At 68.4% G+C, this 24,351-nt stretch carries 27 protein-coding genes and 1 pseudogene; 7 read left to right on the top strand and 21 right to left on the bottom strand.

Features of this window, described 5'->3' with window-relative positions; all coding sequences use genetic code 11:
• The 4 genes from ABD143_RS23715 to ABD143_RS23700 are packed head-to-tail and all read right to left on the bottom strand — an operon-like array spanning position 1 to position 3,482.
• Positions 1-1,191: a CaiB/BaiF CoA transferase family protein gene (locus ABD143_RS23715; RefSeq protein ID WP_343982423.1), complete on the bottom strand. Its 1,191-nt coding sequence runs from the start codon at positions 1,189-1,191 to the stop codon at positions 1-3.
• Complete coding sequence (locus ABD143_RS23710; protein ID WP_425563743.1) at positions 1,188-1,967, bottom strand: enoyl-CoA hydratase/isomerase family protein; 780 nt, start codon at positions 1,965-1,967, stop codon at positions 1,188-1,190. Before ABD143_RS23710 ends, ABD143_RS23715 begins: the two co-directional genes overlap by 4 nt.
• Before the next feature lie 28 nt (positions 1,968-1,995).
• Positions 1,996-2,937, bottom strand: a complete 942-nt coding sequence (locus ABD143_RS23705; protein WP_343982419.1) for a hydroxymethylglutaryl-CoA lyase — start codon at positions 2,935-2,937, stop codon at positions 1,996-1,998.
• A 59-nt stretch (positions 2,938-2,996) separates the two neighbouring features.
• Positions 2,997-3,482 carry a MarR family winged helix-turn-helix transcriptional regulator gene (locus tag ABD143_RS23700; RefSeq protein ID WP_343982417.1) on the bottom strand — a complete coding sequence of 162 codons (486 nt, stop codon included), beginning with the start codon at positions 3,480-3,482 and terminating at the stop codon, positions 2,997-2,999.
• Positions 3,483-3,598: 116 nt separating this feature from the next.
• Here ABD143_RS23700 and ABD143_RS23695 point away from each other — a divergent pair, with 116 nt between their 5' ends.
• The gene (locus tag ABD143_RS23695; protein WP_343982415.1) at positions 3,599-4,966 is read left to right on the top strand and encodes an MFS transporter; all 1,368 of its coding nucleotides are present in this window, start codon (positions 3,599-3,601) and stop codon (positions 4,964-4,966) included.
• A gap of 350 nt (positions 4,967-5,316) precedes the next feature.
• On the opposite strand, the gene ABD143_RS23690 is transcribed toward ABD143_RS23695, so the two are convergent.
• From ABD143_RS23690 to ABD143_RS23670, 6 genes are all read right to left on the bottom strand, one after another.
• On the bottom strand, positions 5,317-5,874 hold the full coding sequence (locus tag ABD143_RS23690; RefSeq protein WP_343982412.1) for a transposase: 558 nt from the start codon (positions 5,872-5,874) through the stop codon (positions 5,317-5,319).
• Positions 5,875-6,121: 247 nt separating this feature from the next.
• On the bottom strand, positions 6,122-6,265 hold the full coding sequence (locus ABD143_RS38315; RefSeq protein WP_379660075.1) for a hypothetical protein: 144 nt from the start codon (positions 6,263-6,265) through the stop codon (positions 6,122-6,124).
• Complete coding sequence (locus ABD143_RS38310) at positions 6,262-6,522, bottom strand: transposase (protein WP_379660074.1); 261 nt, start codon at positions 6,520-6,522, stop codon at positions 6,262-6,264. The genes ABD143_RS38315 and ABD143_RS38310 overlap by 4 nt, the downstream gene beginning before the upstream one ends.
• Positions 6,488-6,913: a transposase family protein gene (locus ABD143_RS23680; RefSeq protein ID WP_343982406.1), complete on the bottom strand. Its 426-nt coding sequence runs from the start codon at positions 6,911-6,913 to the stop codon at positions 6,488-6,490. Before ABD143_RS23680 ends, ABD143_RS38310 begins: the two co-directional genes overlap by 35 nt.
• Before the next feature lie 813 nt (positions 6,914-7,726).
• Positions 7,727-8,713 (bottom strand): DinB family protein, encoded by a 987-nt coding sequence (locus tag ABD143_RS23675; protein WP_343982403.1) that lies wholly within the window; start codon positions 8,711-8,713, stop codon positions 7,727-7,729.
• A 707-nt stretch (positions 8,714-9,420) separates the two neighbouring features.
• The gene (locus tag ABD143_RS23670; protein ID WP_343982400.1) at positions 9,421-10,248 is read right to left on the bottom strand and encodes an alpha/beta fold hydrolase; all 828 of its coding nucleotides are present in this window, start codon (positions 10,246-10,248) and stop codon (positions 9,421-9,423) included.
• A 483-nt stretch (positions 10,249-10,731) separates the two neighbouring features.
• Between ABD143_RS23670 and ABD143_RS23665 the strand changes: the two genes are divergently transcribed.
• From ABD143_RS23665 to ABD143_RS23655, 3 genes and pseudogenes are all read left to right on the top strand, one after another.
• Complete coding sequence (locus tag ABD143_RS23665; protein WP_343982872.1) at positions 10,732-10,986, top strand: hypothetical protein; 255 nt, start codon at positions 10,732-10,734, stop codon at positions 10,984-10,986.
• A pseudogene (locus ABD143_RS23660) lies at positions 10,938-11,108 on the top strand (patatin-like phospholipase family protein); the annotation flags it as partial. The gene ABD143_RS23665 and the pseudogene ABD143_RS23660, both read left to right, overlap by 49 nt.
• A 67-nt stretch (positions 11,109-11,175) precedes the next feature.
• Positions 11,176-11,472, top strand: a complete 297-nt coding sequence (locus tag ABD143_RS23655; protein WP_343982869.1) for a hypothetical protein — start codon at positions 11,176-11,178, stop codon at positions 11,470-11,472.
• A gap of 282 nt (positions 11,473-11,754) precedes the next feature.
• Here the strand turns inward: ABD143_RS23655 and ABD143_RS23650 are convergent, their stop codons facing one another.
• Positions 11,755-12,186 carry a hypothetical protein gene (locus tag ABD143_RS23650; RefSeq protein ID WP_343982397.1) on the bottom strand — a complete coding sequence of 144 codons (432 nt, stop codon included), beginning with the start codon at positions 12,184-12,186 and terminating at the stop codon, positions 11,755-11,757.
• Between the two features lie 474 nt (positions 12,187-12,660).
• Between ABD143_RS23650 and ABD143_RS23645 the strand changes: the two genes are divergently transcribed.
• Positions 12,661-13,485, top strand: coding sequence for an NUDIX hydrolase (locus tag ABD143_RS23645; RefSeq protein ID WP_343982393.1), 825 nt, complete (start codon positions 12,661-12,663; stop codon positions 13,483-13,485).
• A 157-nt stretch (positions 13,486-13,642) separates the two neighbouring features.
• Here ABD143_RS23645 and ABD143_RS23640 read toward each other — a convergent pair whose 3' ends face one another.
• Both ABD143_RS23640 and ABD143_RS23635 read right to left on the bottom strand, forming a co-directional pair.
• Entirely contained in the window at positions 13,643-14,485 is an 843-nt protein-coding gene (locus tag ABD143_RS23640; protein ID WP_343982390.1) for an SDR family oxidoreductase, read from the bottom strand.
• A gap of 71 nt (positions 14,486-14,556) precedes the next feature.
• Positions 14,557-15,084 (bottom strand): GtrA family protein, encoded by a 528-nt coding sequence (locus ABD143_RS23635; protein WP_343982387.1) that lies wholly within the window; start codon positions 15,082-15,084, stop codon positions 14,557-14,559.
• Positions 15,085-15,505: 421 nt separating this feature from the next.
• On the opposite strand from ABD143_RS23635, the gene ABD143_RS23630 reads away from it, so the two are divergent.
• Complete coding sequence (locus tag ABD143_RS23630; protein ID WP_343982384.1) at positions 15,506-15,916, top strand: DUF4870 domain-containing protein; 411 nt, start codon at positions 15,506-15,508, stop codon at positions 15,914-15,916.
• On the opposite strand, the gene ABD143_RS23625 is transcribed toward ABD143_RS23630, so the two are convergent.
• From ABD143_RS23625 to ABD143_RS23590, 8 genes are all read right to left on the bottom strand, one after another.
• On the bottom strand, positions 15,846-16,157 hold the full coding sequence (locus tag ABD143_RS23625) for a hypothetical protein (protein ID WP_343982381.1): 312 nt from the start codon (positions 16,155-16,157) through the stop codon (positions 15,846-15,848). The genes ABD143_RS23630 and ABD143_RS23625 overlap by 71 nt on opposite strands.
• Before the next feature lie 365 nt (positions 16,158-16,522).
• A complete protein-coding gene (locus tag ABD143_RS23620; protein WP_343982378.1) occupies positions 16,523-17,644 on the bottom strand; it encodes a Gfo/Idh/MocA family protein in 1,122 nt (373 codons plus the stop codon).
• Positions 17,641-18,453, bottom strand: coding sequence for a sugar phosphate isomerase/epimerase family protein (locus tag ABD143_RS23615; RefSeq protein ID WP_343982374.1), 813 nt, complete (start codon positions 18,451-18,453; stop codon positions 17,641-17,643). Before ABD143_RS23615 ends, ABD143_RS23620 begins: the two co-directional genes overlap by 4 nt.
• 26 nt (positions 18,454-18,479) lie before the next feature.
• A complete protein-coding gene (locus tag ABD143_RS23610; RefSeq protein ID WP_343982371.1) occupies positions 18,480-18,932 on the bottom strand; it encodes a VOC family protein in 453 nt (150 codons plus the stop codon).
• Positions 18,933-18,971: 39 nt separating this feature from the next.
• Positions 18,972-19,850, bottom strand: a complete 879-nt coding sequence (locus tag ABD143_RS23605; RefSeq protein WP_343982368.1) for a TolB family protein — start codon at positions 19,848-19,850, stop codon at positions 18,972-18,974.
• A gap of 49 nt (positions 19,851-19,899) precedes the next feature.
• Positions 19,900-20,688: a carbohydrate ABC transporter permease gene (locus ABD143_RS23600; protein ID WP_343982366.1), complete on the bottom strand. Its 789-nt coding sequence runs from the start codon at positions 20,686-20,688 to the stop codon at positions 19,900-19,902.
• Positions 20,688-21,647: a carbohydrate ABC transporter permease gene (locus tag ABD143_RS23595; protein WP_343982364.1), complete on the bottom strand. Its 960-nt coding sequence runs from the start codon at positions 21,645-21,647 to the stop codon at positions 20,688-20,690. The genes ABD143_RS23600 and ABD143_RS23595 overlap by 1 nt, the downstream gene beginning before the upstream one ends.
• Position 21,648: 1 nt before the next feature.
• Positions 21,649-23,022 carry an ABC transporter substrate-binding protein gene (locus ABD143_RS23590; RefSeq protein WP_343982361.1) on the bottom strand — a complete coding sequence of 458 codons (1,374 nt, stop codon included), beginning with the start codon at positions 23,020-23,022 and terminating at the stop codon, positions 21,649-21,651.
• Positions 23,023-23,102: 80 nt separating this feature from the next.
• Here ABD143_RS23590 and ABD143_RS23585 point away from each other — a divergent pair, with 80 nt between their 5' ends.
• Positions 23,103-24,248 (top strand): substrate-binding domain-containing protein, encoded by a 1,146-nt coding sequence (locus tag ABD143_RS23585; protein WP_343982357.1) that lies wholly within the window; start codon positions 23,103-23,105, stop codon positions 24,246-24,248.
• Positions 24,249-24,351 lie beyond the last annotated feature (103 nt).

Below are 24,351 nucleotides of genomic sequence, written 5' to 3'. Positions count from 1 at the left end.
TCAGATCACCCCCGCGGCCCGCAGGCCGTCGATCTCGGTGCGGTCGAGCCCGGCCAGCTCGGCCAGGACGGTGTCGGTGTCCGCCCCGAGCAGGGGCGGAGCGCTGGTCTCGGGCGGTGCCCCGGCGGTGTCCCGCAGAGGGGTGCGCAGCGCGGGGAACCGACCTTCGGTCGGGTGGTCGAACTCGGCGACGACGCCGCGGGCGACGGCGTGCGGGTCGGTCAGCGCCTCGCGGACGCTGCGGACCTCGCCGACGGGGACGTCGGCGCCGCGCAGCGCCTTGACCAGAGGCTCCCGCTCCCGGGTGGCAATCGCACACCGCAACGCATGCATCACCCGGTCGCGATGGGCGACACGTCCGGCGTTGCTGCGCAGGGTGGGATCGGCGGCGAGATCGTCGAGACCGAGGGTGGTGCAGAGCGGGAGCCAGTGCTGGTCGCTTCCGCTGATGTGCAGCCAGCCGCCGTCGGCCGCCTCGAACGCGGCGGACGGGACGCGGCCGGGGTGCTCGGTCCCGGTGCGGGCGGGGTCCTCGTCGAGGGCGAACAGCCGCGCCGCGTTGAGCGCGTTCAGGCTCAGTTGAACATCCATCATGGAGACGTCGAGGTGCCTGCCTCGGCCGGTCCCGGCGCGGCCGGCGAGGCCGGTCAGGGCGGCGATGACGATCCAGAGCCCGGAGCTCATGTCCGCTACCGGGACCCCCGTCTTGGCGGGAGGGCCGTCGGGTTCGCCAGTCATCGCCATGATCCCGGAAAGCGCCTGGAAGACGGTGTCGTAACCCTTGCGCGCGCTGTCAGGTCCGGTTTGCCCGAAACCCGTAGCCGAGACGTAGACCAGGCCCGGGTTCTCCGCTGCCAGGTCCGCGTACCCCAGGCCGAGCCGGTCCATGGCGCCGGGCAGGAAGTTCTCGACGACGACGTCGGCGCGTGCGGCGAGCCTGCGAGCGACGTCGCGCCCGCGCTCGTCCTTGAGATCGAGCGTGACGGAGCGCTTCCCACGGTTGAACGCGAAGAAGTAGGCACTCTCGCCCTGCGGGAGCCTCGGCTCGAATCCTCGGGTCTCGTCGCCGGTCCCGGGCCGCTCGACCTTCACCACGGTCGCGCCGAGCTCCCCCAGGATCTGGGTGGCCATCGGAGCGGCGAGCACGCGGGAGAAGTCGAGCACCGTGATGCCCGCCAGCGGTGCGCTCATCGGCGGAACCCCCGCATCAGCGCGTTGACATCCTGGCCGGCACGCATCGCGGCGTCGGTGGGGAGGTCGGCCACCCGGTAGAAGAGGTCCTTGGCGGCACGGATCGCGCGAGGCTCAATGGCAGCCCAGCCTTCGGCGATCTCGAGTGCGGCGGGGAGAACCTCCTCCGGCGCCACCACCCGGTTCACCAGGCCGTGCTCGGATGCCTCGGCGGCGGTGAGCAGCCGTCCGGTACTGACCAGTTCGAACGCGAGCTTACGTCCGAGGTGACGCTGCAGCCCGGTCATGACCAGCGCAGGAACGATGGAGTGCCGCAACTCCGGATAGCCGAACTTCAGGTCCGAGCCGGCGACAGCCATGTCCGCGCCGATCGCGAGGCCCGCGCCACCACCGACGGCGACGCCACGGACCGCGGAGACGACCGGCTTACCCATCTGTTGCATCTGCGTCTGGACCTGGGCGGTCAGCCCGGCCCGCTCGAGCACCGCGTCCGGATTGTCGGGGGTGAGGGTGGAGAACTCCGACAAGTCGGCCCCGGCGCAGAAGCCGCGCCCGTTCCCGGCGAGGACGACCGCCCGGACGTCGGGATCGTGATCGGCCGCGGCAAGGGCGTCCCGCAGGGCCCGGGTCAACGCGGTGTTCAGAGCGTTGAGCTTCGCCGGCCGGTTCAGGGTCAGTACGCGGACGGTCCCGTCGCCGGAGGGGTCGTCGACGAGCAGGACATCGTCGGACGGTGCGGCCGTATCGGCCCGCTGCTCGCTGGCGGTCGCGGTCACGGAGGTTCTCCTCAGGTAGAGCAGTCGGTCAGGCGGGGACGGCGGCGGTTCCGGCGCGGGCGAAGCCGGCGCGGGCGACCATGCTGTACAGCGGTCGACCCAGCGCCTCCTCGCACGCGGTGGACGCTGCGGCCAGCGTGTCGAGGTCGAGCCCGGTCGCGATGCCCATCGCGTCGAACAGGCTCACCAGGTCCTCGGTGCAGACGTTGCCGGTGAGCCCGGCGCCGTAGCTGATCGACGACGGATGTCCACCGACCCCGCCGATTGCGCTATCGAAGTGCCGGCAGCCGGCATCGAGAGCAGCTACGGCGTTGGCGATGCCCGTCCCGCGAGTGTTGTGGAAATGCGCGACGACCGGCAGACCGGGATGAGAGCGGTCCAGGCGGTGGAAGAGATAGGCGACGGCGCCGGGCGTCGCAACCCCGGTCGTGTCGCCGAGGGTGACTGCATCGGCTCCCAGATCGACGAAGCGGGCGACGTCCTCGGCGACGCGGCCGGGATCCACCCGCCCCTCGAAGGGGCAGCCGAACGCGACCGACACGACGCCGATCAGTCGGAAGCGGCGGCCTGCCAGACGGGCCATCTCGACGACCCGCTCCCACTGGTGCTCCCGCGTGGTGCGCAGGTTCCGCTCAGTGTGGCTCTCGCTCGCCGACACCAGGAGACTCAGCTCCTCGGCACCCGCGCCCCGGTCGAGGTCCGCGAGTGCCCGCTCGACGGCCCGCGGGTTCGGGCACGTCGCCTTGAAGGCCAGACCCGGTCGGTGGGTCACCCCGGCAAGCACCAGGCTCGCGTCGGCGAAGGCCGGTACCCGTTCCGGATGGCTGTAGCTGGTTGCCTCGATCCGGATGAAACCTGCGGCGACGAACCGCTCGAGCAGCGCGACCTTGGTCTCCGTCGGCACGAATGCCGGTTCGTGCTGCAGCCCGTCGCGGGCGAAGCACTCGCAGATCGTGACCGCGTCGGTCATCGAGCCACCTCCCCTTCGATGGCTCCAGGAGTACGCGTGAGTGTTGATGAAGTCAACACTCACGGAGAATCGACGCGCTCACGCTCCTGTCGTTCAATCAAGAGAGCGAGGTCGGCGAGCTTGTCGAGGGCGCGCTGGAGGACCTCGGTCTCGTCGGGGGACAGGACTCCGAGGAACGTCGCGTCCCGCTCGTTTGCCGCTCCGATGAGTCCGCGGTAGACCGCGATCCCCTCCTCGGTGAGGGCTAGCTGCGAGGTGCGGCCCGAGCCTGCGGTCCGGTTGACGAGCCGCCGCTCGGTGAGCCCGCTCACCACTCGGCTCATCTGGGCCTTGTCGAGCCCGGCGCGCCGGGCGAGTCGGTTCAATGTCAGCGTCGGATCAGCCGCGATAAGGGCGATCGCCCGCCACTCGCCCAGGCTGACGTCGAACTCGCGGCGGTATCGCAGGGCGGCACTGCGCGACAGTGCCGACGACGTGCGCGACAGCCGGTAGGAGAGCAACTCGGAGATGGGGGCCAGGTCTCTGCCGTCCGCGCGCTCCACCATGCCCGTCATCGTAGCGGCCGAGGACTTAGTGTTGACAAAATCAACAGGTGGCGTCGACACTCTCGACGCCGCCGCGCTCAGCGACGCCGCCCCCCGTGACAAAGGAGTCGAACGTCGTGGCCGAACCCATACCCGCCACCGAGCGGCACGAGCAGGCACCTGACGGATCTGCGGTCGACCGCGCCGCGACCTACCGCAAGATCGCGCTGCGGGTCATGCCGCTGTTGGTCATCTGCTACGTCGTCAGCTTCATTGACCGGACAAACATCGGGATCGCTCAGGAGGGCCTGCAGCGTGACCTCGGCTTCGGCCCGGCCGTCTACGGCTTGGGCGTAACCCTGTTCTTCGTCGGATTCATCCTGTTCGAAGTACCGAGCAACGCTCTGCTCGCCCGGATCGGGGCGCGCAAGACGCTCGTGCGAATCATGGCATTGTGGGGCATTGTCACCATCGCGACGATGTTGGTACAGGACGAGATCACGTTCTACATCGCGCGCTTCCTGCTCGGCGTCACCGAGGCAGGCTTCTTCCCCGGCGCGTTGTTCTTCCTGTCCCGCTGGTTCCCCTCGGCCCGGCGCACCCGCATGACGGCGATCTTCTTCGTCGGCGTTCCGATCTCCGGTGTGCTCGGCTCGCTCATCTCAGGTGGCATCATGCATGCCTTCGGCGGCGTCGGTGGGCTTGCCGACTGGCAGTGGCTCTTCCTGATCGAAGGCATTCCGCCGGTCCTGCTGGCGATCGTCGTGCTCTTCTGGCTCGTGGATGAGCCGGAGCAGGCGACGTGGCTGAGCCCGGCACAGAAGGCGGCGGTGCGCGCCGACCTGGACTCTGACCAGGTCGGCAAGGGCGGCAAGGACGACGAAGATGCCACCGGGCGCCACGGTGGGCTGCTGCTGGCACTGCGCGACTCGAAGGTCTGGATCCTCGGGCTCTGTGCCTGTGGCGCCTACACGCTCGCGAACGCCGTCTCGTTCTGGACCCCGCGGATCATTGCTGACGCCGGGGTCGGGGACGTGCTGAACCTCGGCCTGTTCTCGGCCCTGCCGCCACTGGCCGGGATCGTGGTCATGCTGGTCGTGGGCCGGCACTCCGACCGCACCCTCGAGCGACGCTGGCACGCCGCGACAAGCTGGATCATCGCCGCGCTGGCAATGATCGCAATCTCCTTTTCCCACGGGAGCGTGCTGGTCGTCGTCGTGCTGCTGGCGATCCTCGCGGCTGCCCACTACTCGGGCCTGACGGTCTTCTACTCCATCCCGTCCATCTATCTGTCCGACCGGGCCGCGGCGACCGGGATCGCCGTCGTGACCTCGATGGGCTCTTTCGCCGCGGCTGCATCGCCCTCGTTGCTGGGATTCATCCAGGCGGCCACCGGAAGTCTCGCCGTCGGCCTGCAGATCAGTGCCGGCATCGTCCTGCTCGCCGTCGCCGTACTGCTGCTCGGCATCAAGGTGAGCGATCTGAGGGAGCACCGCCCGTCCTGACGTCATCGGGAAGCATCTCGTTCGCCCCTGGTCCGAGCTGATTCCGCGAGTGGGCCGCTCCGGGGTCGGCGGCGGCCCGTGAGCGCGTCTGGATCGGGGTACGGGTCACAGTCGATGTACAGCGCAGAAGTACAGCTACGCCAGCAATCGCCAGCTACCCCGTCCCACCATAACGCGCCGCCTGACCTGCTCAGATGCACTCAGCGACCTCGTCGCCCACAGCTCACACCGAAGAGGTCACTGGTTCGATCCCAGTATCGCCCACCAGCACAAACGGCCCCTCCCGATCTCGGGAGGGGCCGTTTGACTGGATCTGGCCCACTTTCCGTGATCGACTTGGCGCTGGCAGGTCATGCGGCGAGGAGGATTCGTTTGCGTAGCAGGTCGAATTTGGCGCGGCCGTACATCTGTCTCTTGATCATTTTGATGCGGTTGACGTTGCCTTCGGCTGCCCCCGAGCTGTAGGTCAGGGTCAGTCCGTTGGGGACGGCGGCGTGGTCGCGGCGCAGCCCGGTGACGAACCGCTGCAGGTCGGGCAGGTCGGCGGCCTCGACGGCGGCCATCCAGCTCTCGAGGCGTTCCCCGTGCCGTCCGGTGAGCATCTTGGCGAACGCCGTGACGTGTGCGGCGGTGGCGTCCAGATGGGGGCAGCCGGCCCGGACCTGTTTGAGTCGAAGCTGCTGCTCGGCGTCGAGGTCGTCGGGATGGCGCAGCATCCACGAGGCGATTTCCCGCACCTTGGGCACCACCGCTGCGACCGGTGGTGCGGCTGCGAGATCACGGAACGGTGCAAGGTAAGCCGCGACGGTGCCCTGTCTGCCGCAGTAGCCCTGGTCGGCGATCTCCCGGTAGAGCGCGCTGGCGTTGGTGACACCAGCATTCCACCGTTCGTGCAGGGGTTCTGGCACGGTTTCCGTGATCTTGCCCTGGATGGCCTCAGTCGCTGAGCAGGATGCGTTTGCGGAGGAGGTCGGGTTTGGCACGTCCGAACATCTGTCGTTTCAGCATCTTGATCCGGTTGACGTGTCCTTCGACTCGGCCGCTGTTCCAGGGGAGGGTCAGCCCGGCGGTGACGGCGTCCTGATCTCGCCGGATGCCGAGGGTGAAGGAGCGCAGGGCGGGTGGGTCATCGGCGTCGGGTGCGGTCAGCCAGGTCTAGAGTTCGTGCCCGCGCAGCTGGCACATCATGGTGGCGAACGATCGGACGTGCCCGGCGAGCGCGGCCAGGTGCGGGCTGCGGGCAAGGATCGCGTCGAGGAGCTGCTGATCGTCGGGATCCATGTTCTGCGGGTCGGTCATGATCCAGCCCGTGACGCGCCGGACGGTGGGTGGCGATCCCGGCAGATGATCTCGACGCCCGGGTGGGCCTGTAGCCAGGCACTCAGCGTCTCGGCGGTGCGGTCGGCCAGCACATCGACCGGGCGCCGGGACTCGATGTCGATCAAGATCGTGCCATAGTGGTGGCCCCGTCGCAGGGCGAAGTCGTCCACACCGAGCACACGAGGCGTCGGCAGATCCGGATCAGGCAACGCGCGGATCAGCCGCAGCAAAGTCATCCGACTGACCGCGGCCGCCAGACGCCGGGTCAGCCGCGCACCAGCACGCCACCGCCAGAGCAACCGCCTGCAGGACCCGGTCAAGCACTGTGCTGCGCCGTGCGTGCCGAGCGGCCAATCCCGGCATCTGCTCGGCGAAGGTCTTCCTGCCGCAGTCGGAGTTGACGCAGAACAACCGGCGCACCCGCAACCGAATCAGCGTCTCCCGGCTGGCCACAGCCGTGTCCAGCAGCTGGCGGTGATATCGGCTATGCACCCTGTCCGACACGACCCCGCAGCCAGGACAAGCAACCTCGCCGCCCAGGGTGCCGGCCTCGATACGCACCACAGGGCCAGCGACGCGCACACCGTCGATCCGAAACTCGGCCAGATGCGGGAACAGGACCTTCACCAGTTCAAGATCAGCACACCATCCCCATGATCAACTAAGCCACCCAGCGGCGCTCGAGCCCGGGTCCTTCACGGAAACCGTGCCAGAACCAGCTTTCGCCTGCCGTTGACAGTGGTGAACGTGTCGGATGTCGAACTACGGATCAGATGCCAGTCAGGGCCACGCATGATCTGCCATCGTGCCGGCTCCTGGCTGGGGTGAGGGCTGACCCGGCCGCCTGCAGCGGCGAGTACGTACCGCGATCCCGACGTCATCGGGTTGGGCTGGCGCGGCGGACCACGGCGATCTGGAGCACGCCGTGTGGAGATGCTGGGATATCTGCTCCGCAGACACCGCGAGTAACCGGAGCAGCGCCGGATCCGATCTCAAGGAGCGGCGCGTGGAATCATTCGTTAAACGAGATGCAGGCGTACCGATGGTGCCGCCTGAGCATCGTTCAGCTTCTGACGTGCACGGATGGACTGTGTGTGTACGGTGTACCCGGTGACAGACTTTCTCGTAATGCGTAGGTCTGGGGTTCGACTCCCCAAAGCGGCTCCATTTTTTTCAGAGGGCATCTATGGGTCTCTGTGTGTGTCACGGAACGTGTCCGTGGAACGAGTATCCCCCAATCGGGGACGGCGATCATTCTCCGGCCCGCGCTATCGGCAACGCGCAGGACATCGAGCGGATGATCGAGGACGCCTGGCCCGGCAGGGACGGGAGTTGAGGAGCCGGGTGTAGCAGCACGCAACGCGGCTGGAAGTCATTCCGACCGCGTCGGCGCTCCTGCTCGGCGGGCGTTAGCCGGTGGCACGCGCGCCCTCACCCGGTTCAGGCACCGGCCTCGAGCACCGCGAGGTCGCGCACCGCATAACGGTGATGCTCGGCCTCTTCCTTCAGCACCACCTTGAGGCAGCGGCGCACGACGTACTCCTGATCGGGATACGGGTCCGCCGGCTTGCGACCGCATACGCGATCGAGCTCGGCTCCGGTGAGCCCGTCGATGGCGCGCCGCATCGTGGCCATGCGGGCGAGCCGCGGCGCGAGCACCTCGTCGAGTGTCGGGGTGGCTTCGAGGGTGAGCCCGAGCTTCGCCGTCGCGTCGGGCGGCATCCCGCCGGCAGGGAAGCCCAACGGGTGGTACGGCGCTTCCTCCTCGAGCACGGCATTGCCGAGCCAGGCATCGCCGGCGAACAGCAGGTGGCGTTGGGTCTCGACCAACGACCACTCGCCGTTGACCTGCTCGTGCAGCGTGGCCTCGGGCAATAGTCTGGCGCGGTCGAGCGTCGCCTCCCACAGCGTCTCGATGGCATCCCAAGCAGTCCGGTAGTCGTCGGGGGACGCGGCGTCACGCGCCAGCACCCGTGTGGGGTGCTGCCGGTCGAGCTCGGCCTCGACGTAGGCGGTCACGTCGACGTCGTTGACGACGAGACGCTCGAAGTCGCCACCGAGGTAGACTTCGCTCCCGTAGCAGTCGACGATCTTCAGACCGCTGACCTCGCAATCTCGGATCTCGAGGCCGGCAAGGTCGCACAGGTTGACGCGGGCACCACGGAACTGGTCACTCCGGGTGTACTCAGTAGTCATCGATGCAGTCTCCCGCACCATCCCGTCCGCGCACCGTTTGGCAACCAGCTTTCGGCCAACGGTGGAACGTGCTCGTGTCCCCGTCCCGCTCGGCGTACTTGCCGCGCAGGCGACGCCGGTTTCACTGAGACGCTGGTAGCCGAACTCTGGGCGAACTCGAAGCAGAGCGCGCCTCCTCCCTGGGAGAGACTTCGCGACGTGCGGAACAATTTCCTCGATGTGATGTGGCACGTCGTGAACTGGAGGCGACGATCTCCCTCCGCCGCCGATGATCGTTGCGCGCCGACTAGCTCAAGGGCTGCTGCGCCATCGCGCTGCGATGCCTCCAGCGCCCTTGGCTCAGCCGACACGACGAGGAGAGCGGGTACCTACGAGGAAGCCGGTCAGACGTTCCCCGAGTCGCGAATTTCTTGCGCCCCACTGGACTGCCGCTCCGCGGATGCTGGGATGTGCGGTCGTTGGTGACATCGGTGAGCAGGGCGGTGAGTTCGGTGCGCATCGCCGGCCAGCCGTCGTGGGGCTCGGTCAGTCGTGATTGGAACCGGGTGATGAAGACGCGGCCACGCATGGAGTCGAGCACGACGCCCATGCGGCGGGTCCAGGATCGTTGCGGGGGTGTGGTGGGGGCGGCCGCTGCGACGGTCTCGGCAGTGATGCCACTGCGCGCTACGGTCATGCGAACGACAGGAGGGCGAGAATCGCCACAGACGTTCACCACCTGGATCGGTCGTGAGATCAGCGGCGGCGAGCGCGTCGTGCAGCGGTGACGGTTCGAAAGAGAACGCGGCGAGGTCGTCGGTGAGCCCACGTTGATCGGCTTCGAACCGAGCGCCGGAGAGGTGGGCGACGACCAGGCCGACCATGACGCACGCACCGATCAAGCCCGTCCGGACGCGCGATCGCCGGGCGGCCGCTCCGGGGGCCTCCCGCGCCGATCCTCACTCGGCGTCGAGAAACGCCAGCGCAGTCGCGGCGAACAGCGGTGAGTCCACGATGTCGTAGTGGGTGAGCCCGGGCAGGATCGAGAGCGCGTGACCACCCTTCGGGCGGCCTTCACCCGTCCAGCCACCGTCGCGGAGACCGCCGTCGAGCAGGCCGAACACCTCGACGTAGTGGCTCGGTGGCGCCATGTCGGCGTCGGCGGCCATGACCAGGGTCGGGACCTGGAGGCCGCGGACGTCGTCGTCGAAGTCGAACCCGTGCGACATCGACTCGCCGATCTTGTCCAGCAGCCGCGGGAAGTCCTCCGGGCGCGGTGCCACTCGCTGGTAGAGCTCGTACATCGGCGTCTCCTTCATGAACTCGGCCGCTGCCGCGCTCACCTGACCCTGCTGCTCGCGCATCTCCGGGTAGATGGCGTCCGACCGGGTGTTGGCCGACACCGCGACCAGCCTGCGGAGCGTCGCCGGGTGCCGCACCGCGGTCTGCAGCGCGACACCGCCGCCGAGCGAGTAGCCCACGACGTCGGGCCGGTCCAGCCCGAGGTGCTCGATCAGCGCAGCGGTGTCGTCGGCCATCAGCCGCACGTCGAGCGGGCGGTCGATGTCGGCCGTGCGTCCGTGCCCCTGCAGGTCGGGAAGGATCACCCGGTGGTCCTGGGCGAACTGGGTCAGTATCGGCCCGAACATCTCACCCGATCCCAGCCCCCCGTGCAGCAGGATCATCGGCCGCCCGCTCCCGTGCGACTCGAAGTACATGTTCAGGCCGTTGACCTCGGCGTACTGGCCGGTCCCCGACACGTCGCTGGTCCAGGTTGGTGCGGTCATGTGCTCATCCTCGCGTGCTCGCCCGGAACTGTCGGTAGGTAGACCAGGAGGCGGCGCGGAACTCATCGGCCGCGGCGGGATTCAGCTGCCGTCGATAGCGGTGCCGCAGCAGGAGCGGCGGTCACGCTCGGTGCGCAGTGACCGGCGCGCCGTCCCGATGCGCCCAACAAGTCCCCGCCGGTCAGCGGATCCTGGTCCCCGCCGCCGCACATTAGCGTTCGAGGCGTGCCGCTGAACCCACTCAACGCCGCGTCGAAGCCCGGCAGGCTCCCCACTGCGGAAGCCGCCTCACTACCAGCCCTGTTGGAAGCCGCGAAACCGGCCGTAAGGCACGGTCTTGGTATTTCGATGGACAGGAATGTCCGCGGGCAGAAATAGTGGGCAGATGGTTCACAACGTCGCTCTGGTTCTCGATGGTGGGGCCGCCGGAAATGCGTGGGAGATCGGTATCATCGCAGGCCTGGCCGAAGCTGGTCTCGATATATGACAGAGGCCGCCGATCTGGTGGTCGGCACCTCGGCCGGTGCCACCGCGGCAGCGCAGGTGCGCAGCGGTATACCGACGGCCGAACTGTTGGCCTCGGTGCTGTCCCCGCCGGTTCAACCGGTCGGACAGCACCGGGAACGGCCGCCGTCCCTGCCGATGGCCACGGTGTTCGAGCGGATGAGTGCGCGGGACAGCGGCGCGCAATGGTCGCCGCCAGGTTGCCTCGCCCTGAATGGCCGGACAGGCCGATGATTGTGGTGGCCGTCGACGCGCGTACCGGCGAGTTGGCTGTGTTCGACCGCGATTCCGGCGTCGACCTGGTGGACGCGGTCACCGCGAGCTGCGCGCTGCCCGGCTTGTCCCCAACGCACAGCATCAACGGCACTCGCTGCATCGACGGTGGCGTGCGCTCCCCCGACAACGCAGACCTTGCCTCGGGCTATGCGAACGTCGTGGTGCTCTCGCCGTTGGGCGGACGGAGCCGGACACCACTGGAACGGGGCGGACCTGGCAGGCCAGTTCGAGGGCCTGCGCAGACCACCGGAATGGGGCGCGGACCTGGCAGGCCAGGTCGAAGGCCTGCGCAAGCAGGGCAGCCGCGTCGAGGTGATCACACCGGACGCCGATTCCCGAGCCGCATTGGGCACGAACCCGATGGATCCCGCCACCCGCATCCCCGCCGCCGGTGCCGGTTTCGCCCAAGGCAAGCAGGAAGCGACCCGCGTGACGTTCCTCTGACGATTGCACGCCGACGCCCAGCGCTACCCCGTCATTTGCGAACCTTCCGCGGGTTGTCGGGCTCGATCGTCGGGGTGCGCCGTTCGACGAGACCGACCCGCGTTTGCCGGGACGGACCGATTGATCGTCATGTCCGCGGTGTCCATCGTGGCGGCGGCCTGTGCGCGGCGGGAGAACGGGGCCGCGGCGCGGAGCCGGCCTCGGTGAGGGCAGTCAGCCAACGTCATAGTCTCCGGGCACACCGGGGCGGTTCATGGAGTTCTTGGCCGCGATCGGCCGGTCTCATCGCGTAGATCTGCCCGGCGCTGGGGTCGGCGAACGCCGGAGCGTGAAGATCGCTACTCGCACTGTCAGCGCATCGATCAGCAGCGCCCCGAGGCTCCACGGGTTCAGCCCACCGTTCGAGCCGGGTCTGGAGACCGCCAGCCATGTCCCGACGAGGGGGCCGGCGACCCCGACCGCGACCCCGACCGCGCCCATGATCGCGCAGGCGAGCAGCCAGTGGTCTTCACGGTCGCCGCCGAAACGGGCTGCTTCGACGAGCAGGCCGACCAGCACCAGTGCGATTGCTGCGACGGTGAGCAGCCCGGAGAGAGCGACGACGAAGGCGGGGCTCGCCGTCGAGGTCAGCGCGAGGCCTCCGTGGGCCGCCGCGGAGACGCCCAGCAGTGCCGCCACAATGATGTGGCCCCGAGATGACCGTTGGGCACTCACCCGGTGAGCCTATGCCTCGCTCACGACTGTGCTGGAGCGTCTGCGATCGGGTGATACGACCGGGATCTTGACCTCCCGAGGTGCACGATCGAGCGTGGGGTGCTCAGGGGTACGCGGGCGAAGGACCTACCGTCGGCATCCGGCTTCGGTTCTGGGGCCGGCCGGAGCCAAGTTCGTCGGCCACCCTTCCATGCTCGTGCTCAGCCAACCCGGCCGAACCCCAGCACCGTCGGCGGCATCGCCGCACTCGGCGGGCTCACCATCGACGCCATGAGCTGGCGCAATGACCTGGCGCAGCGCTCAGCGATTGCGTTCGCCCGGGGGGCTTGCGGTGGCGTCTGGAGCGTCGCGTTCCGCGTCCTCTGACCGCCCGCCGTACGGATGGCGCCCCCGGTGACTCGATGGTGTGGACACGGTCTGCGGGCTGTGGATGAACGCGCCCGCTGCGGGGCGGGATCGGGCACCATCCGGTGCATGCCCAGCGACCCGACCAACCCGAGGCACCCGTCCGAGTGGACGACGGCCGTTCAGGAGGTGGCCGAGCTGTTGGCGCGGGTGGCGGCGGAGCGCGGGTTGGACTTCGAGCCGGCGCCGGTGCCGGTGATCGATGCGTTGCCCGGGCTGAACCGCACCGTGGAGGAGGTGGCCGGGCGTTGCCGGGATGATCAGGAGCGGCGCTGGCTGGCCGCCGCGCTGGCGGCCCTGTCGCACCACGTGCAGGTCAGCACCCTCCCCGAACCTCTCGCCCGGGAGCCGTCCGACACACCGGATCTGCTGGGGTCGGCTGAGGGCGCCGAAGCGGTGGTGGCGGTGGTGACGTCTCCGCTCGGGGTTCTGGCCGGCCGCCGCCGGGACGGCGTACCGCGCTGGGTGTTTCCCGGGGGATCCCTCGAGGAGGGTGAGACCGCGCAGCAGGCCGCCGTCCGCGAGTGCGCCGAGGAGACCGGCCTCGTCGTGGCCGCCGACCACGAGATCGGGCGCCGTACCCACCCGGTGACCGAGCAGGCGCTCATCTACATCGCCTGCACACCCAGAGCCGGATATGCCGTCCGCGCCGTTCGCCGGACGAACTCGTGGAGATGCGCTGGCTCAACCGCAGCCAGGTCGACGAGCTCATGCCCGACCTGTTCGATGCGGTTCGCGAACACCTCGATGGCGAGCAAGCGTGACGGCCCACCGCTGGGCCGGCGGCCGGGGTCGGTGGCAGGCGACCTGCTCGGGCGTGACACGAGCCATGACACGAAGTCGCGTTGGCTGCTGTTGTCGTCGAGGTCGTCGCGGCGGGGATCGATGCTGTAGTTCCTGGTTGAGGCCCTGGGCCGTACCGAGCGATCCTTTTTAATCCGTGGGTTCAGGGTTCCATCCCCTGGGAGCCCGCCAAGTGTGGTTGTCCCCGCTCAAGCACGAGAACCTCAACGTCTTGGGCCGCGGCAGCTTCACCGCGTCCGTCCCGGCGTCACTGAACGCCTTTGGCATTGCCCTGCGCTAGCTCCGCCACCGGCTGCCACTTTTCCCACGTCGCCAGACGTTGCTCGTAGTCGGCCTTTGCGATAGCCAGCGGCGCCGTACCGAAGAAGCATCGCAGCGGCGGCTCGTCGGCATCCACGAGCGTCAGCACGGCTGCGGCGGATGCCCGCGGGTCCCCAGGGGTTCCGACGCGATTGCGGCGCTGCTCCTGCACCTGTGCGTGGTAATCGATGTACGCCGGCATCTGCTGGGACGTGCTCGACGAGGAGCCGGCCCAGTCGGTGGCGAACCCACCGGGCTCGATCAGCGTGACCTTGATGCCGAATTGCGCCACCTCCTGGGCCAGCGACTGGCTGATCCCTTCGAGCGCCCACTTCGAGGCGTGGTAGATGCCGACCAACGGGAACGCGCTGATCCCACCGATCGAGGAGACCTGCAGGATGTGGCCGCTACCCTGCTCGCGCAGGAACGGCAGCGCCGCCTGGGTGACCCAAAGCGCCCCGAACAGGTTGGTCTCCAGCTGCGCGCGGGCTTCGGCCTCAGTGATCTCTTCAACCATCCCGAAGTGGCCGTAGCCGGCGTTGTTGACCACCACGTCGAGGCGCCCGAACCGCGCGTGTGCCTGCCGCACGGCGGCGAAGTCGGCGTCGCGGTCGGTGACGTCGAGTTGCAGGGGCAGGAACCGCTCTCCGTGGGTTGCGGCAAGGTCGTCCAGCGTGGACAACTCACGCGCCGTCGCGGCCACCGAGTCGCCGCGTTCCAACGCTGCGATCGCCCATTCCCGGCCGAAGCCCCGCGAAGCGCCCGTGATGAACCAGGTCTTCTTTGCCATGCCACCGACGTTACGACCGCAACCGGCCCACGCGTCCGAGTGCTGGGCTGTGTGAAACCCCTCGTCCTCACCTACCGCCGCGCCGGCGGTAGCCGGCCCGGCGCCCGCCGGTCGGTTCCGCGGAACACGAGCCAGCGCATCGCGCAGTACATGAAGAACCCCTCGCATGCGCCCGCCGCGACCCGCGCGGCCTGGTACTGCACCCCGATCGCGTTGAGCCCGCAGCTGACGCCGACCAGGAGCGCGAAGTTGACGGCGACGACGCCGACGTAGACGAGCGTCTGGCGGCCGACCGGATCGTGCGATCGGAAGTTGAGGACGCGGTTGAGCGCAAAGCTCAGCGCGAACGCGACGGCGTAGCCGATGCCGACCGCCACCGCGTAGGGCGCCCCCCAGTGGGTGTGCAGCGCCGTCAGGATCAGCAGGTCGATGCAGAAGGTGAAACCGTTGATCGCGGCGAAGCCCACGAACGTCGACGGCACGATGCGGGACAGGCCGAAGGGCAGGCGGGCCGTGACGGCGGCGCAGAGCCGGGCGAAGCGCTCCCGCGCTCCACCTCGGTGGTGTTCGGCGGTGTCGTCGCGCGGCTCGGTCTCCACGGTTTCCTTGGTATCGGTCGAGGGTCCCGGCGCAGCGACGGGATGGCGAACGGAAGCTGAACTTGACCGGCACCAGTGGGGCCGAATGCGGTCGACAGCACCTGCGACTGCGGCGCGGGTACGTCCAGGTACTTGAAGCCCTCGCCGAGGAAGCGTCCCCCGTCGAACACGACGGTCCGCTGCTGCGGCAGTGCCCGGTCGAGGGCGCTGAGTACGCCGGCGACATCGAGCGTGTCGTGGCACGCCAGAGGAGGTCGTCGTCGGCCAGCCCCAGCCGACACGAGGACAGCACGGCCGGCGGCCTGATCGCGAACCTGCGCAACCGAATGTCGCCCCGCCGAGATCGTCCATTCCAGGCTGGGCACAATAGGATGGGCCCGGTCGTTGAGCAGACGAGACCGCCGGCGGAAGAGAGGCCCCGATGTCGTCGCCTTACCAGCCCCACCAGCGCGATGTCGACAACACCCCGGTCGCGGCACCCTCGGCGAGAAGTCGGGTCGGAGCGATCCTCGCTCACCTGTCGGCGCCGATCGCGGCGCTTTTGAGCGCTGGCGCACTCAGCCTGCTCGGGCCCTTGCTCGTGTGGCTGGTGCAGAAGAACGAGCCGTTCGCCCGCCGAGCAGCCGCCGGGGCGTTCAACTTCAACCTGAGTTTCTGGTTGCTCTATTTGATCAGCTGGCTCCTGATCTTCACCGTTGTCGGCGCGGTGATCGGCATCCCGATGATCATCGTGCTGTTCCTGGTGTCCGCGTGGTGCCACGTCAAAGGCGCCGTTCGCGCGGCTGACGACCGACCGTACGACTACCCCTTCCAGATCCGCGTGCTGTCCTGAGCCCGCTACGCTCTTCCAGCCGCTGGGCCAGCGCGATCCGATCTTCGAAGCTCAGCTCGGCACCCGCAGCTGCGAGGTAGGCACCGAGCGGCAGTTCGGCGTCGTCGTACTCGACGACCAGGCCTGGCCCGTCGTCGGTCTTCTTGAACTCACTGGGCACCGCGATGCCCTCCGGTTCCGCGCCGAGTGCGAGCGCCGGCAGCAGGTCGGTGCCGATGTCGATGGCCAGGATCTGCAGCACGCCCAGCGCCAGCGGGACGCCCCCGCCGGTGAGCCCAGTCCATCGCGTCGTCGGCGGAGCCGTCGTAGCCGACTGCGACGACGACGGCTCCCTGCTCCGTGCCCCGGTTCATCGGCCGGCGAGCGCGGGCGATGCCGGCGTCGGTGTGGTGTTCACCGCCGTGGCGGGTTGGCTGCTCGAACCGGGCTTCTCGCTCGCCCTCTACCGTCCCGCGCCGGAAGTCCGGTGCGTATATCGGCGGATCCAGGTTTCCGCTGGGTGTGCCGGGGCGCGGTCCTCGTACCGGGCGTACTCGGGCCGTGCGCCGGTGCGCCCAGCGGGGAGCTGGGCCGTCGAGATATGAGGTGGACTTGCGGCGCGGGACACTAGTACTGCCGGCTTTCGACGAGGCCGTTCGACGGGGCAGGGGATGCTGCCGTGACTGCCTCGGGAGGGGCGACCGTCGACGTGAGCTGCACCGCGGTGCCGGTCTCGGCCGCCTCGGTCACGGCTAGCAAGATGTCGAGCACGTGCGCGGCGAGGCGCCCCGACGCGCGCTCGGGCACATCGTTGCGGATGGCTCGCACCAGGTCTACGACGCCGGTTCCGCGGCCATCGCTCGAGCCGGCAGCAGGGAGCGTTGTCGGTTGGTCGCTGCCGTACCGCCAGAGCGTGCTCGCGCCGTCGAAGTTGTTCGGGTCCGGCAGGCTGATCGTGCCATCGGTGCCGTTGATCTCGACGAACCCGCTCCGGGGGAGGGCGTGCTGGAACGAGAAGGTCGACTGTGCGGAGCGTCCACCGGTGAACTCGATGAGCGCGGCGTGATGAGTCGGCACCTCGACCGGGAACGTCTCACCGGCGCGGGGTCCCGAGCCGATCGTGCGCGTGTGCCGCGACGTCGAGGACACCGCCTGAACGCGCGTGGCCGAGCCGAGCACGAGCACGAGCGTGGACATGTAGTACGGCCCGAGGTCGAATAGCGGTCCGGCGCCCTTGGCGTACAGGAAGTCGGGCGACGGGTGCCACGACTCGGGTCCGGGCAGGTGGACCATCGTCGTCGCGGTGAGCGGTTCGCCGATGTCACCACGGGCGATGGCCCGCAGCGCTGTCTGGATGCCGGCGCCGAGGACCGTGTCCGGGGCGCACGCCACGCGCAGCCCTGCCGCGTCGGCAGCGGCGAGCAGCCCGACGGCGGACGCGTGGTTCATCGTCAGCGGCTTCTCGCTCCACACGTGCTTGCCGGCGGCGAGGATCTGGTGGCTGACCTCGGCATGGGCTGCAGGGTTGGTCAGGTTCAGCACTACCTCGATGTCGTCGCGCGCCAGGAGCTCGGCGACGGTGCCGTGGCCCTCGACCTCGAACCGGGTCGCCTGCGCATGCGCCCGCGCTAGGACGACGTCGGCGACGAACCGCACCTCGACGTCCGCGAAGCGTGACAGGTTGGTCAGGTACTGGGTCGAGATGTTCCCCGCGCCGATGATGCCGACGCCCGTGACCCCGGTGCTCACACCGCCTCCTGTGCGTCGTTCGCGGCCAGCCAGGCGAGCGACTCGGTGATGCCCTCGAAGACGTCGCCCTTGTACGAGTCGAACTCCACCACGCGCAGGGCATGCGGGGCGGCGCGCAGGATCGAGATGATGTCGACGTCGCCCTGCCCGGCGGGGGCCTGGTTCTCGTAGGCGGCCTTGAGTCGCTCCGGGACAACGAGTGCGTCCTCGCTGCTTGGCAGCACGGACGCGATGTCACCGGTGACCTGTCCGTCTTTGACGTGCAGCGCTTGCACGCGCTCGCCGAGCGAGCGCAGCACGGCGGGTGTGTCGGCGCCACCGACGGTCGCCCAGTAGGTGTCGATCTCGAGCGGGACGCGGGGGTCGAGGCGCTCCGCGAACAGCTCGAAGGCGGACCGCCCGTCGATCTGGTTGGCGAACTCCCACTGGTGGTTGTGGTAGCCGAAGCGCAGTCCCCGCTCGCGTGCCTGCTCGGCCAGGGCGCTGACGCGGTCAGCGAGGCGATGCACGTCGTCGGCCTGCTGCCAACGCTCTGTGGGGATGAAGGGGTCGATGACGAACCCGATCCCGAGCTCGGCCGCGGCGTCGAAGATCGCCTCGGGCTGCACGGAGTCGATCACGGGGGCGTGCCCGGACGGTGCGGTGACGCCGGAGGTGGCGAAGGCGCGCCGGTAGTCGGCGACCCGCTTGTGGAACGCGTACGGCTCCACCTGCGTGTACCCGATCTGGGAGACGCGGTCGATCGCGGCGTCGATGTCGGCGTCGACGGCATCCCTGACGGAGTACAGCTGCACGGACGGCTGTGTCATGCGAATGCTTCCTATGTGTTGGCTGGTCACAGGTGTGGCTTGATGTTGAGGTTCACGCCGAGGGCGTCCTCGGCGTCGACGATGGTCCAGCTCCCGCCGGCCCCGAGCGTCCGCATGACATAGCCCATGTCCTCGAGCTCGCCGATGACGGCGTCGCGGGCGTCGCCGACCTGGAAGCCGACGTGGTGCACGCCGTTCCCGTGCTTGTCGAGGAACTCGCGGAAGGTGGACGGGTTGCGGTCGGGCTCGTGCAGCTCGACGATGAAACCGCGGTCGGCGCAGTCGATGACGGCCAGCTTCAGGCCGTAGGCGGCCACCGCACCGCGGTAGGTCTCGTCGTGATTGGGAACGGCCTCCGTGACGCGCACGCTGGGGCGCGGGACGTCGAACAGCTCGCACCACGAGTCGATCGCGGTCTCGATGTTTTCGACGACGAGGGCGATCTGGATGAACCCGCCGAGCGGGATGGGGTTGTTCATAAAGTTCCGCCTTCGATGTGGGAGCAGCGCGGCTCAGGCTCAGCCGACGGGGTATGCGACGAAAGCGAGGGCGGTGCCGTCGGGTGCCCAGCTCGGCACGTTGATCGTGCCCTGGCCGCCGAACAGCGCCTTGAGGTCGCGGACCGTGCCGTCCTCGTCGAGCAGGCGGACGATCACGTCCTTGTCGGCGGGGTGCCCGAGCGTCCCCGGAGGGAAGCTGACGTAAGCGATCCGGCGCCCGGCCGGGTCCGGGTGCGGGAACCAGTTCACGCGCTCGTCGTGCGTGAGCTGCTCGGGCTCGCCACCGCCCACCGGGACGCGGAAGAGCTGGGCGTGGCCCGGCGTCGTCGAGCCGCGCTCGGAGTTGAAGTAGACCCAGGCGCCGTCGGGGGAGAACTCGGACCCGTCGTCCTGGAAGTCGTCATCGGTGAGCTGCCGTTCCTCGTGCGACGCGACGTCGATGAGGAACACGTTGGTCCGCACGCCGTCGTCAGGCAGGAACTCGAGCCCGATGTAGGCGAGAGTCTTGCCGTCGGGGCTCACGCCGTGCAGGTAGTGACGGAACGCGTCGCCCTTGTCGGTGGTGATGCGGCGGATCTCGCCCTCACCGCCGAACGGGGCCGCGTAGATGTGGCCGTCGTCGCTGGAGACGTACACAGTCTTGCCATCGGGGCTGATCACGTGGTCGTTGTTGATGGGGTCGACGCCGGGCAGCGGGATCTCGACGAGGTCGCCGCCGTCGAGACCGAGACGGAAGAGCCGGCCGTCGCCGTTGACGACGAGGTCGCGGCCGTCGGGGGTCCAGTTGGGCGCTTCGAACAGCAGGTCGTGAGATGTGAGACGAAGCCGGGCCTCGCCAGTCGCCAGGTCGTAGACGTACAGCTCGGCGCGCTGGCCGGCCGAGAGAGTTCGGGGCATGCGGAATTCACACGACTTTCGATGTGGGACAGGGAAGGGATGCGCTCGACTACTTGAGCGCGCCGGCTGCGAGGCCGCGCTCGAAGAGCCGCTGGAGCGAGAGGTAGGCGACGACCTCAGGTATCGCGGTGATGACTGCGGACGCGAGCACCTTCGTCTGGTCGTTGCTGAACTGCCCGACGAAGAAGGACGGCAGTTGCGTGATCGTCTGGGTGGACGGGTCGACGAGGAACACGAGCGGGAACAGGTAGTCGTTCCACGCGCCGATCAGGGTGAAGATCAGGATCGCGGCACCGATCGGTCGCATCATCGGCAGGACGACGTACCAGAACCCCTTGAGAGTCGATGCACCGTCGATCCGCGTGGCGTCGATGAAGTCGTCCGGGATCCCCTGCGCGAAGTTGCGTGCGAGTAGGACTGCGAACGGGATCTGCAGCGCCGCGAGCGGGAGGACCACCGCCAGATAGGTGTTGTAGAGCCCGAGCGCCGTCGTCGTCGCGAACAGGGGTGCGAGCAGGACGACGCCCGGAAGCGTGAGCGCGACCAGCATCATCCAGAACAGCACCTCGCGGCCGAGGATCCTCAGCTTCGCGAATCCGAAGGCCGCGAGCATCGTGGTGCTGTACACGATCACGATGGTGATCGCGGCGATGACCACGCTGTTCCGGAAGAACAACGGCAGCTCAGGCACGGAGAGCACCGCTCGGTAGTTCCCCCAGCCCTGCCCGGCGAGCGACCCCTGCACCATCGCGACCAGGGGAAGGAAGAACGGGAGGGTCAGCGCCGTCAGGACGATCTGCAGAACGACCCGGCCGAACTTCGAGCGAACGGTGAGCATCACGCCCCCTTTCCGTCACGGTGGCGACGCACGTTGAAGATGAGCCCCATCGCGATCGCCAGGACGAGCATCAGGATCGAGATGGCCGAGGCGTAGCCCACCTGACCGAGCAGGATGCTCGTCCGGTAGATCATGGTTCCGAGGAACTCCGTGGCGAAATTCGGGCCGCCGACGGTGACGAGATACGGGATGTCGAAGATCTTCAGCACCCCGATCGCCGTGAGCGTCGCGAGGGCGGTCGTGGTGCCCTTGACGTTCGGAAGGATGATGCTGAACAGCTTCCGCATGTTGCCCGCACCGTCAACCTCGGCGGCTTCGAGCATCTCCGTGTCGATCTGGCTCATCGCTGCGAAATACAGGATCACGGCGAGGCCGGTGCCGTGCCAGACCATGATCACCAGCACGGCCCAGAGGGCGGTCGACGGCTGCGCGAGCCACGGCTGCGCGATCCCGCCAAGGCCGATCGCCGAGAGCAGTTGGTTGAGCTGGCCGTCGGCGGCGAAGATCTGGCGGAAGACCGGCGCGGTGATCGCCGGCGCGAGCACGACCGGGAGGAAGAGGACGACCTTGTAGACGTTCCCGGCGATCGGGCGCGAGTGCAGCATGGCAGCGAAGACGAAGCCGAGCCCGGTCTGCAGGACGAAGGTGAACACGAATGCGATCGCCGTGTTCCGGATCGCCTTCCAGAAGATCGGGTCGCCGAACGCCTGCACGTAGTTCGCGGCCCCGACCGAGGTCGAGGTCGGCGACGTGCCGTTCCACTCGAGGGTGGACATGTAGCCGGTGTAGCCGACCGCGTAGTAGATCAGCCCGACCGAGATGACGAACGCCGGAAGGATCCAGGTGTACCCCTGCGGGCGCAGGAGGTGGGGCTTCCTCCGATCGGCCTCGGCCGGCCGGCGGTTGCCGGGAGGCCCACTCCCGGCAACCGTGTGAGCGCCCGGTGTCGCAACGGACATGTCAGCTGCCCGCAACCGTGCTCGCCAGGGTCTCCAGCGCTGCCTCAGGCGTCTCGGACTTGGTGGCGACCGCCTGGATGGCTACACCCAGGGCCTGGCCCGTGGCCGTGTTGATGTTGCTGAGACGGGGATCCGTGACGGCGTTCGAGCGCTGGATCAGCTCTGCCAGCACGGGCTGCTGCTGGTTCGGGTCGACGAACTTGATGTCGTCCCACTTCGGGCTGATCGAGGCCAGCGACGGAGTGTCGTTCAGCGCGTTCGCCACGATCTGCTGCGCGGCTTCCGACGTGGTCAGCCACGTGACGAAGGTCTCCGCGGCCTGGGGGTACTTGGACTTCGCGGACACGGCCACGCCGAAGTCAGCGTCGCCGAACAGCGGTGCCGGGTTTCCCGCGCCAGTCATGTCCGGGAACTTGGCGGCGACGATCGGGAACGGCTTCGCTCCGGCGACGCCGGAGGCGTTGACGGCGGCGGTCGCGCCGTCGACGGTCGAGTACTGCATGTACCAGGTGCCCATGAGGACCATCGCGGCCTTGCCGGAGATGAAGTCGTTGTTCACGTCCGGGTACTGCTGCATGCCCAGGGCGCCCGGCTGCATGATGCCGTTGTCGAACATGTCGCGGTAGATCGTGAACGCCTCGACGATCGTCGGGTCGGTCCACTTCGCCTTGCCCTCGGCCGCGTCGGCCCAGACGCCCGGCTTGATGCTGTCGGCGATCGAGTGGATCAGGTCCTGGTTGAAGCCGTTGTCACCGGCGCCCTGCTCGAAGCACACCTGGCCCCCGGCCTGGAATGCCTTGCAGGTGTTGATCCACTCGTCGAGCGTGGTCGGCACCTTCTGGTCGTACTTCGCGAAGATGTCAGGGTTGACCCAGAGCGTGCCCGCGAACGTCGACCCGACCGGAAGTGCCTTGAGCACACCGTTCTTGTCGGTCAGGCCCTGCGGGCCGAGCGAGATGAGCTTGCTCTCCCAGTCGGCGCCGAGCGTCTTCTCCGCGGCCGGCTTGATGTCGACGGCGAAGTCGCCGTACGCCTGGACGGAGCCGATGCCGCCGCCGGGGGCCATGTTGAACACGTCCGGTCCCACGGTCGAGGCGAGCGCAGGACGAATCGCGGAGTCGTAGTCCGCCGTGGCCACCTGCTTGTAGGTGACCTTGATGTCCGGAAACGCCTTGTTGAACGCTTCGATGTACTTCTCGCCGACACCGAGCTCCGGCGTCCAGCCCCACCAGGTGATCGCACCCGACGTCGCCGAGTCGTCGGCAGCCGGCGCCGAGGACCCGCCACCGCAGGCGCTGGTCACGGCGAGCGCACCCACCAGGGCCGCCACCGCGACAGCGCGCTGGCCGATGCCTTTTCGTCCACGAAACCTCATCGTTCTCCTCTTTTGGGACCGCCGGGGACACGAGTCCCCGGCGGGTGGATGGCACGTCCACGTGCCGTCCGTCAACGTAAGTGTCGGCATCGTACGCGTCAATATTACGCGCCAAGATTGGAAAGTTTTCGCTCCTGGCGACCGCCAGGTTTTCTTCGAAGTGCCCGCCATGTGGCTACACTCACGCCATGTCGCTTCGCTCATCCGCGAGCGTCGGCGTCGGCGTCGGCGCGGACCGTCCCACTCTCGCCGACATCGCCGCTGCCGAGATTGTGTCCGTCGCCACGGTGTCGAAGGTGCTCAACGACCGCAAAGGGGTCTCGCCCGAGACTCGCGAACGTGTCGCGAAGGCGCTCGAGAAGGCCGGCTACCAGAAGCGCGGATCGGAGCGTCTCTACACGCCTCAGATCGAACTGGTGTTCGGTTCGCTCGCAGGCGAGTGGGCGATCGAGCTGATCCGAGGCGCGTCGCGCGTTGCGGTGGCCAACGATCTGACTCTGAGCGTCGTCGAGAGCGGCGTGCGGTTCGGTGTCGCACCGGGGTGGGCGCGCGCCGTCGCGCAGAGGCGGCCCGCAGGCGTCATCCTCGTCGCGTCCGAGCTGCCGGAGAGCAACCGGGCGCAACTGCACTCCCGGAACATTCCATTCGTCATCGTTGATCCGTCGGGCGACCCGCCGCCGGACGCGCCGTCGGTGGGCTCGACGAACTGGGCCGGCGGTGTAGCAGCCGTCCGACACCTCATCGACTTCGGCCACCGGCGAATCGGGCTCATCTCAGGGCCGAGCGACCTCATGGCGACCCGCGCGCGCGTCGCCGGGTTCCGCTCCGCGATGGAGGCTGCAGAACTCCCGATCGACCCCGACCTGGTCGTCTCGGACGAGTTCCAGGATGAAACAGGGCCCGAGGCCGCGCTCCGATTGTTTGCCCGAGACGGGCGCCCGACGGCGATCTTCGCCACCAGCGACTTGAAGGCGCTCGGCGTTTACGCGGCGGCCCGCGAGCTCGGGATCCGTATCCCCGAGGAGCTCTCGGTCGTCGGCTACGACGACCTATCGCTGGCCCGCTGGGCCGGACCGCCCCTGACGACGATCCGCCAGCCGCTCGCGGACATGGCCGCGGCCGCCGCCGACCTCATCATCCGTGACCGGAAGAACCTCACAATCTCGACTGATCGCATCGAGCTTGCGACATCGCTGATCCAGCGGGAAAGCACCGCGCGGTTCTAGTAGTGCTTTGTTATGTCGTGTCTGTTGGGGTCGGGCGTCGAGTCGGGATGGGCTGCAGGCAGGTGCGGCAGGCGCCGGTCCAGACGCTGAGCAGGGTCTGGAG

It is taken from the genome of Pseudonocardia aurantiaca, from assembly GCF_039526725.1.
Lineage (GTDB): Bacteria > Actinomycetota > Actinomycetes > Mycobacteriales > Pseudonocardiaceae > Pseudonocardia > Pseudonocardia aurantiaca.
The sequence above is the reverse complement of the archived record's forward strand: the minus strand, read 5'-3'. Positions and strand labels throughout refer to the sequence as shown.

Excerpts from the sequence above, each read along its gene's own strand:
- ABD143_RS23715 (WP_343982423.1), bottom strand. The coding sequence starts at position 1,191 with ATGAGCGCACCGCTGGCGGGCATCACGGTGCTCGACTTCTCCCGCGTG.
- ABD143_RS23705 (WP_343982419.1), bottom strand. The coding sequence starts at position 2,937 with ATGACCGACGCGGTCACGATCTGCGAGTGCTTCGCCCGCGACGGGCTG.
- ABD143_RS23700 (WP_343982417.1), bottom strand. The coding sequence starts at position 3,482 with ATGGTGGAGCGCGCGGACGGCAGAGACCTGGCCCCCATCTCCGAGTTG.
- ABD143_RS38315 (WP_379660075.1), bottom strand. The coding sequence starts at position 6,265 with ATGACCGACCCGCAGAACATGGATCCCGACGATCAGCAGCTCCTCGAC.
- ABD143_RS38310 (WP_379660074.1), bottom strand. The coding sequence starts at position 6,522 with ATGACTTTGCTGCGGCTGATCCGCGCGTTGCCTGATCCGGATCTGCCG.
- ABD143_RS23670 (WP_343982400.1), bottom strand. The coding sequence starts at position 10,248 with ATGACCGCACCAACCTGGACCAGCGACGTGTCGGGGACCGGCCAGTAC.
- ABD143_RS23665 (WP_343982872.1), top strand. The coding sequence starts at position 10,732 with ATGACAGAGGCCGCCGATCTGGTGGTCGGCACCTCGGCCGGTGCCACC.
- ABD143_RS23655 (WP_343982869.1), top strand. The coding sequence starts at position 11,176 with ATGCGAACGTCGTGGTGCTCTCGCCGTTGGGCGGACGGAGCCGGACAC.
- ABD143_RS23645 (WP_343982393.1), top strand. The coding sequence starts at position 12,661 with ATGCCCAGCGACCCGACCAACCCGAGGCACCCGTCCGAGTGGACGACG.
- ABD143_RS23640 (WP_343982390.1), bottom strand. The coding sequence starts at position 14,485 with ATGGCAAAGAAGACCTGGTTCATCACGGGCGCTTCGCGGGGCTTCGGC.
- ABD143_RS23630 (WP_343982384.1), top strand. The coding sequence starts at position 15,506 with ATGTCGTCGCCTTACCAGCCCCACCAGCGCGATGTCGACAACACCCCG.
- ABD143_RS23615 (WP_343982374.1), bottom strand. The coding sequence starts at position 18,453 with ATGACACAGCCGTCCGTGCAGCTGTACTCCGTCAGGGATGCCGTCGAC.
- ABD143_RS23610 (WP_343982371.1), bottom strand. The coding sequence starts at position 18,932 with ATGAACAACCCCATCCCGCTCGGCGGGTTCATCCAGATCGCCCTCGTC.
- ABD143_RS23605 (WP_343982368.1), bottom strand. The coding sequence starts at position 19,850 with ATGCCCCGAACTCTCTCGGCCGGCCAGCGCGCCGAGCTGTACGTCTAC.
- ABD143_RS23600 (WP_343982366.1), bottom strand. The coding sequence starts at position 20,688 with ATGCTCACCGTTCGCTCGAAGTTCGGCCGGGTCGTTCTGCAGATCGTC.
- ABD143_RS23595 (WP_343982364.1), bottom strand. The coding sequence starts at position 21,647 with ATGTCCGTTGCGACACCGGGCGCTCACACGGTTGCCGGGAGTGGGCCT.
- ABD143_RS23590 (WP_343982361.1), bottom strand. The coding sequence starts at position 23,022 with ATGAGGTTTCGTGGACGAAAAGGCATCGGCCAGCGCGCTGTCGCGGTG.